The 6,840-nt window shown below is 65.8% G+C and carries 6 protein-coding genes; 4 read left to right on the plus strand and 2 right to left on the minus strand.

Annotation, left to right across the window (positions count from 1 at the left end; genetic code table 11):
* Positions 1-81: 81 nt before the first annotated feature.
* Positions 82-2,088: a fatty acid desaturase gene (locus tag O6P37_RS08500; protein WP_269893626.1), complete on the plus strand. Its 2,007-nt coding sequence runs from the start codon at positions 82-84 to the stop codon at positions 2,086-2,088.
* A 23-nt stretch (positions 2,089-2,111) separates the two neighbouring features.
* On the opposite strand, the gene O6P37_RS08505 is transcribed toward O6P37_RS08500, so the two are convergent.
* Together O6P37_RS08505 and O6P37_RS08510 are read right to left on the minus strand one after the other, a co-directional pair.
* Positions 2,112-3,392 carry a lipase family protein gene (locus tag O6P37_RS08505; protein WP_408633134.1) on the minus strand — a complete coding sequence of 427 codons (1,281 nt, stop codon included), beginning with the start codon at positions 3,390-3,392 and terminating at the stop codon, positions 2,112-2,114.
* Positions 3,392-3,562 carry a hypothetical protein gene (locus tag O6P37_RS08510; RefSeq protein WP_269893628.1) on the minus strand — a complete coding sequence of 57 codons (171 nt, stop codon included), beginning with the start codon at positions 3,560-3,562 and terminating at the stop codon, positions 3,392-3,394. Before O6P37_RS08510 ends, O6P37_RS08505 begins: the two co-directional genes overlap by 1 nt.
* Before the next feature lie 186 nt (positions 3,563-3,748).
* Here O6P37_RS08510 and O6P37_RS08515 point away from each other — a divergent pair, with 186 nt between their 5' ends.
* The 3 genes from O6P37_RS08515 to O6P37_RS08525 all read left to right on the plus strand — a co-directional run bounded on the left by O6P37_RS08515 (position 3,749) and on the right by O6P37_RS08525 (position 6,684).
* Positions 3,749-4,618, plus strand: coding sequence for a helix-turn-helix transcriptional regulator (locus O6P37_RS08515; protein ID WP_269893629.1), 870 nt, complete (start codon positions 3,749-3,751; stop codon positions 4,616-4,618).
* Positions 4,619-4,702: 84 nt separating this feature from the next.
* Positions 4,703-6,193 (plus strand): DNA-3-methyladenine glycosylase 2 family protein, encoded by a 1,491-nt coding sequence (locus O6P37_RS08520; RefSeq protein ID WP_269893630.1) that lies wholly within the window; start codon positions 4,703-4,705, stop codon positions 6,191-6,193.
* Entirely contained in the window at positions 6,190-6,684 is a 495-nt protein-coding gene (locus tag O6P37_RS08525; RefSeq protein WP_269893631.1) for a methylated-DNA--[protein]-cysteine S-methyltransferase, read from the plus strand. The genes O6P37_RS08520 and O6P37_RS08525 overlap by 4 nt, the downstream gene beginning before the upstream one ends.
* Positions 6,685-6,840 lie beyond the last annotated feature (156 nt).

The following is a 6,840-nucleotide window of genomic DNA, read 5'->3' on the forward strand; positions in this document are numbered from 1 at the left end:
GAGGGCTGTGAGGGCCTTGTTGCCTGATGCCCGCGGTTTGTAGCTTTCGAGGCATCTCATCCCGAAGCGCGGAGGACTCCGATGTTGCCCACGGCTCAAAACCCCCGAACCCCGGCGGCCTCGCAGCACGCCTTGCCGAATCCGGGCGAGCAGGTTCCGACGCTGTCCTGGCCGATCGTCGGCATCTTCACCTTCGCGATTGCACTCTTCGGCGCGTCGACCTGGGCTGCCCTCACCGACGCCCTGCCCGCGGTCGCGACCATCGCAGCAAGCGCCGTGGCGATCTTCGTGCTGTTCACCGTGCTGCACGACGCCTCGCATTACTCGATCAGCTCGCACCGCTGGGTCAACGTCGTGTTCGGCCGGGTGGCGATGTTCTTCGTCTCGCCGCTGATCTCCTTCAAGGCGTTCGCGTTCATCCACATCGAGCATCACCGCAACACCAACGACGGCGCGTCCGATCCCGACCACTTCGTCAGCGCCGCGCCCTGGTGGCAGCTCCCCATCCGCTTCCCGGCGATGGACCTGCCCTACATCGGCTTCCTGGTACGCAACCTGCGCAGGCGGCCGCGCGCTGAGATCGTCGAAACCGTTGCCCTGATGACCTTCTCGGTGACGGTGATCGTGGCGGCCGCCTACGCCGGGCAGCTGTGGGCGCTCGCGGTGATCTACCTGATTCCCGAACGGGTGGCGATGTTCGTGCTGGCGTGGTGGTTCGACTGGCTACCCCACCACGACCTGGAAGACACCCAACGCGAGAACCGCTACCGCGCGACGCGCAACCGCGTCGGCTCGGAGTGGATCCTGACTCCCCTGCTCCTGTCGCAGAACTATCACCTGGTCCACCATCTGCACCCCTCCATCCCGTTCTATCGCTACGTGGCGGCCTGGCGCCGCAACGAGGCCGCGTACCTCGAGCGAGATTCGGCGATCAGCACCGTGTTCGGGCAGCAGCTCGACTCCGCGCAGTACCACGAGTGGAAACGCCTCAACGGTAAATTGGCTGCGCTGCTGCCGATCCGGATGCCGCGCAACTCTGCGGCACGCCATGCGGGCACGCACCCGATCGCTGTCAGAAGCGTCGAGCCGCTGACGCCAGACAGCGTCGCGGTCACCTTCGACGTCCCCGAGCACCTGCGCGACCAGTTCCGGTTCCAGGCGGGCCAACACCTGACCGTCAAACATCGCGTCGCCGGAGAAGAGGTGCGACGGAACTACTCGATCTGCACCTCGGCCACCTCGGGCCAACTGGCGATCGGTGTGCGGAAGATCGGCGGCGGGATGTTCTCGACGTTCGCGGTCGAATCACTGCGCGCCGGCGACGTCTTGGAGCTGATGACGCCAACGGGTAGCTTCGGCGCACCCCTCGATCCGCTCGCTCGACGGGAGAATGTCGCGGTCGCGGCCGGCAGCGGCATCACACCGATCCTGTCGATCGTGCGCACCACGATGGAAATCGAGACCGAGAGTCGCTTCACCCTCTTCTACGGCAACCGAACCGCCGAATCGACCATGTTCGCCGCTGAACTCGATGAGCTGGAGGACCGATACGCCGACCGGTTGCGCATCTTCCACGTCCGCTCGGCCGATGCGCACCACCCCGCCTCACTTCGCGGCCGCATCGACCTGGCGATGGTTCGACGACTGCTCGCCGGCGACGTCACGTCGATCGACCGGTGGTTCCTGTGCGGCCCTGGCGATCTCGTCACGACGATGCGCGATGACCTCGCGTCGGAGGGGGTGCCGACGGAGCGGATACACCTGGAGTTGTTCCGTGGCGCAGACCGGCGTCCACAACTCGATGACCATGCCGACTCTGAAGTGACCATCACACTGTCCGGCGCGGATCACACCGTCGAACTCGCCGCGGGTGAGACCGTCCTCGAGTCCGCGCTGAAGAACGACATCGACGCGCCGTATGCGTGTCTTGGCGGTGCGTGTGGCACGTGCAAAGCCAGGGTGACAAAAGGAGCGGTGTCGATGGAGCAGAACTTCGCACTCAACACCGCCGAGATCGAGGCCGGCTTCGTCCTGACATGTCAGTCCCGTCCCACCACCCCGACGGTCGCAGTCGACTACGACGGCTGAGGGGCGTGTCCGCGGGGTCTGCGCTAGAACCGCCCACAGTTCGGCATGCTGGCGTGCCCTGCGAAGCGGTCGGCAACCCAGTCGAGCGCGCGAGGTCCATCGACGACCATAGGCATCGCGTGATTGACGATCAGCTTGTTGAACACGGGTGGTTGTTCGTTGTAGAAGAACTCGACATCGGCGCCCTGTGCACACCACTCCCGTCCGAGTTGGTTCGCGCCGACAGAGGGCACCAGCGGATCGAATCGGTTGATGATGATGAGGACAGGGGCGTCGGGTCTCTGCGAACCGAGGCGTTGCTGGGCGAAATAGCTCTTCAAGGGGTCGGTCATCGCGAGTGTCTGCAGATCGACATTGAAGTATCTGTGTAGATGCCGGAAGCCGAAGTTCGCCATCGTTTCGGCCAGACATTGGTTCTGAGTCTTCGCGACGAGGTCCTCGCCGTCGGGCGTCAGCAACTGATGAACTGCGTCGCTGTACTCGGGGTAGGCGGCCATCACGGCGTTGAGCATGTAGCCCATCACGCCGACGATCATCCCTCCGTCGAGGTAGGGCGTCAGAGTGGGCAGATCCGCACGAGGCGCCCCTGAATAGGTGCCCACGACATTGAGTTCGGGAGCATAGGCGGCTGCCAGTTCGGCGGCTGATCCGGCTGCCAGCCCGCCCTGCGAGTATCCCCACAGCGCGACGGGACCGTTTGGCTCGAGGGAGGTGGCGGGCAACTTCAGGGCCGCGCGCGCACCGTCGAGCAGCGTCTGGCCGGAGGACAACCGATTGAGGTAGGTGTGAACGGCCGGAGTGCCGAAACCTTCGTAGTCGGTCACCATCACCGCCCAGCCGCGTTTGATCATTCGTTGAACGAACAGCAGCTCGTACTCGAGGAACACGTCGAGCACGCGCTTCCAGTACAGGTAGTAGTTGAGTAGGCGTGACGGCGCGCACTGGTCGCCCTGGCCGTGAGTGCCCACCGCGAAGGCGACAAGCGGTCGTGGTCCCGGCCCTGGCCAATCCCCCTTGGGTTCGAGAAGAGTGCCGGTCACCGCGATCGGGTTCCCCCGAGCACCGGTACTGCGGTACATCACCCGCGTCGTCTTCGCCGGTAACGCTGCAGGAAAGTCGGCTGCATAGGGAATTCTCGATGGCTCCGTGCGCATCACGTCGCCCGGCTGACTCACGGTCAGCGGGTCGGGCGGCAGATAGAACCCGTCGCCGAAGCGATCATCGGCGAGCGCAATGCCCACGGAGGCGAACAACAGACCGACCGCGGTGACGACGGCGAATACCGCCCGTCGCCTGCGTTTCATCATGCTGCTGTCCCGGATTGCAGATCGCCATGCTGCGAGCGCGTGTGGGCCTGCATGGCCACGATGAGCGCATTCGCACAGGAGGACGCTGCTGCGGTGCGCTCGAGATTGCCGCCCACGGTCTCGGTGAGAATCGGCACGGTCGACGGCCCCGCCTCGTACGCTTTCAAGCGTGCGCCTCCTCTACGTTGCTGCTGCGTCGTGCACCCCGCGCACACATGCATTCACCGGCACAGGTGCATTTGCTGACGAAACCCGAGGGCAGCGCATCATCCCTGCGACGAGCAGCGGTCATCTTCATACGCAACACGGTGTCGGTCAGATGCTGAACCGCACTACCCCCGAAGGAGGGTGGCATGTCCTCGTGGGCTTCACCGTTTCGAGCGCGCGACAGCGACGTGCTGCGTGCCGAAATGCGATACCTCGCTGCGGAGCGATGCGTTCCTGTCCTCTTCGCCGGTGAAGTACGAGACGGCGAGATGGTGCTCACCGAGCATGTCGGAGTTCGCACTGCAGCGCTGCGGGGGCTGCTGATTCGACCGAAGGCGGGCCTGGGTGGGGCCAGCATGGTCGCGGGCCGACCGTTGTCGGTCGCCGACTACCGCAGGTCCTCGAGCATCACGCATGACTACGATGCACCGGTCGTGGTTGAGGGCATTCGCTCCGTGCTTGCAGTTCCAGTGATGGTCAACCGCACTGCTCGGGCCGTACTCTACGGCGCGAGCCGCGGCGGAGGACCGATCGCCGGCCGAGCCGCCGAGATGATGGTCGATGCTGCCGGCCGGCTTGCCACCGAACTCCGCGTCCGCGACGAGGTGGATGCGCGCTTGGCGATGCAGGCTGCCGTAGCGGCCAACTCTGCGACATCGACCGCCGACCCGGAACAGATCCGGGCAGTCTATGCCGAGTTAAGACAACTGGCGGCTGCGACCGCACCGGTGTCCAAGCACCGTTTGAAGCAAGTCGCCGAAAGTCTTCTTCGAGCCGTCAGCGATGACCACCTCGACGAAGCCCACCACGACGCCCCCCGGATCGCGTTGAGCCCCCGCGAGATCGATGTTCTGACACTGGTCAGCCTCGGCTGCACCAATCAGCAGGCAGCCGAACACCTGTCGTTGCGGACGCAAACAGTGAAAGGGTATCTCCGCAATGCATCAGCGAAGTTGGGGGCGAGCAGTCGGCATGGTGCAGTCGTGATGGCACGCCGGCTCGGTCTGATCCCCTGATGCTCGTTGGGACCCTGCGCGCATCGCCACGACCATGTCGGTTTTCCGCCAGTGATGTCGGTGGCGACGTGTAAGAGTCGAGATGTGCACGAGGATTTCGAGCGGTGCCTGAGGGCGGTGCAGTCGAAGGACGCCCGCTTCGACGGCTGGTTCGTCACCGCCGTGCTGACCACCGGGATCTACTGCCGGCCGAGTTGTCCGGTGCGTCCGCCGTTCGCCCGCAACATGCGCTTCTACCCCACCGCGGCCGCGGCGCAGGCCGCCGGCTTCCGCGCGTGCAAGCGTTGTCGTCCTGACGCCTCACCGGGGTCACCGGAGTGGAACGTCCGCGGGGACGTGGTGGCTCGGGCGATGCGGCTGATAGCCGACGGCACCGTCGACCGCGACGGGGTCACCGGCCTCGCCGCACGACTCGGCTACACCACCCGTCAGCTGCAACGCATCCTGCAGGCAGAGGTCGGCGCCAATCCGCTGGCCCTTGCCAGGGCGCAGCGCACCCAGACCGCCCGCGTCCTGATCGAGACCACGGACCTGCCGTTCAGCGATGTCGCCTTCGCTGCTGGGTTCGCCAGCATCCGACAGTTCAACGACACCGTCCGCGCCGTCTGCGACCTCACGCCCACGGCGCTGCGGCTGCGGGCGAGCGCACGATTCGGCCGGACGCCCGCAGCGCCCGGTGCGATGTCCCTGCGGCTACCGGTGCGCACCCCGTTCGCCTTCGAGGGACTGTTCGGGCATCTGGCGGCGAGCGCGATCCCGGGGGTCGAGGAGGTGCGCAACGGCGCCTACCGCCGCACCCTGCGATTGCCGTCGGGCTGCGGGATCGTATCGCTCACACCGCATCCCGACCACGTCCGGTGCGATCTCGTACTCGATGACCTGCGCGACCTGTCCACGGCGATCGCCCGCTGCAGGCGACTGCTCGACCTCGATGCCGATCCTGAAGCGGTGATCGATGCGTTGAGCGCCGACGAGCGGCTCCGTGCGCTCGTGGCGAAGGCACCGGGACAACGCATCCCTCGCACGGTAGACGAGGCGGAGTTGGCCATCCGGGTGGTGCTCGGTCAGCAGGTCTCGGTGAAGGCCGCCGGTACGCACGCCGCCCGTATCGTCGCCCGGCACGGCAGGACGGTGGAAGACCCGGGCGGCGGCCTGACCCACGTGTTCCCCGGCGTCGATGACCTGGCCGATCTCGACCCGGCGCACATGGCGTTCCCGACGGCGCGACGACGGTCGCTGCTCGGCATGGTCAACGCCCTCGCCGAGGGCGCCGTCACGCTCGACGCGGGTTGCGACTGGGTCCTTGCCCGCGAGGCACTGCTCGCCCTCCCGGGGATCGGGCCGTGGACCGCCGAGGTGATCGCGATGCGCGGCCTCGGCGATCCCGACGCCTTCCCGGCCAGCGACCTCGGCGTCCGTCTGGCGGCGGAGAAGCTGGGTCTGCCCGGCGATCCGAAGCCCCTCATTGAATACAGCAGCCGCTGGCGGCCATGGCGCGCATACGCCACCCAGCACCTGTGGACGTCACTCGACCACGCCGTCAACCAGTGGCCCCCGAAGGAGAAGGCATCATGACCGTGCGTTTCCGCACCGTGGACAGTCCCGTCGGCCTGCTGACCCTCGCCGGCGTCGATGGACGACTCCGGCATCTACGCATGGTCGACCAGACCTACGAACCCGACAGAAACGGCTGGGAGATCGACGACGAAGCCTTTCCCGATGCGGTCGGCCAGCTCGAGGCCTACTTCGCCGGGGATCGCATCGACTTCGACCTCGATCTCGATCTGGTCGGGACGGCGTTTCAGCGGCATGTCTGGGAAGCGCTGCTGACCATTCCGTATGGGGAAACCAGAACCTACGGAGAAATCGCGCGCGAGATCGGCTCACCGGGCGCATTCCGGGCGGTCGGCCTGGCCAATGGACACAATCCGGTCGGCATCATCGTGCCCTGTCACCGTGTCATCGGTTCGAATGGCAGCCTCACCGGATATGGCGGCGGACTCGCCAAGAAAAGGGCCCTGCTCGATCTGGAAAAGCGTCGCGCCGTGCCGGCATTGTTCGAATAACTCTGCGATTATAGCGGCAATTGCCGAACAGCTGTTTCGGTATCCAGAAACACAAATGCCCCGGCCCCCCGATCGAAATCGGAGGGCCGGGGACTTAATGTGTGTTCGGCGGTGTCCTACTTTTCCACCCGGAGGGGTAGTATCATCGGCGCTGGT

Origin of the sequence: Mycobacterium hippophais (assembly GCF_027529605.1) — a bacterium.
Taxonomy (GTDB): domain Bacteria; phylum Actinomycetota; class Actinomycetes; order Mycobacteriales; family Mycobacteriaceae; genus Mycobacterium; species Mycobacterium arseniciresistens.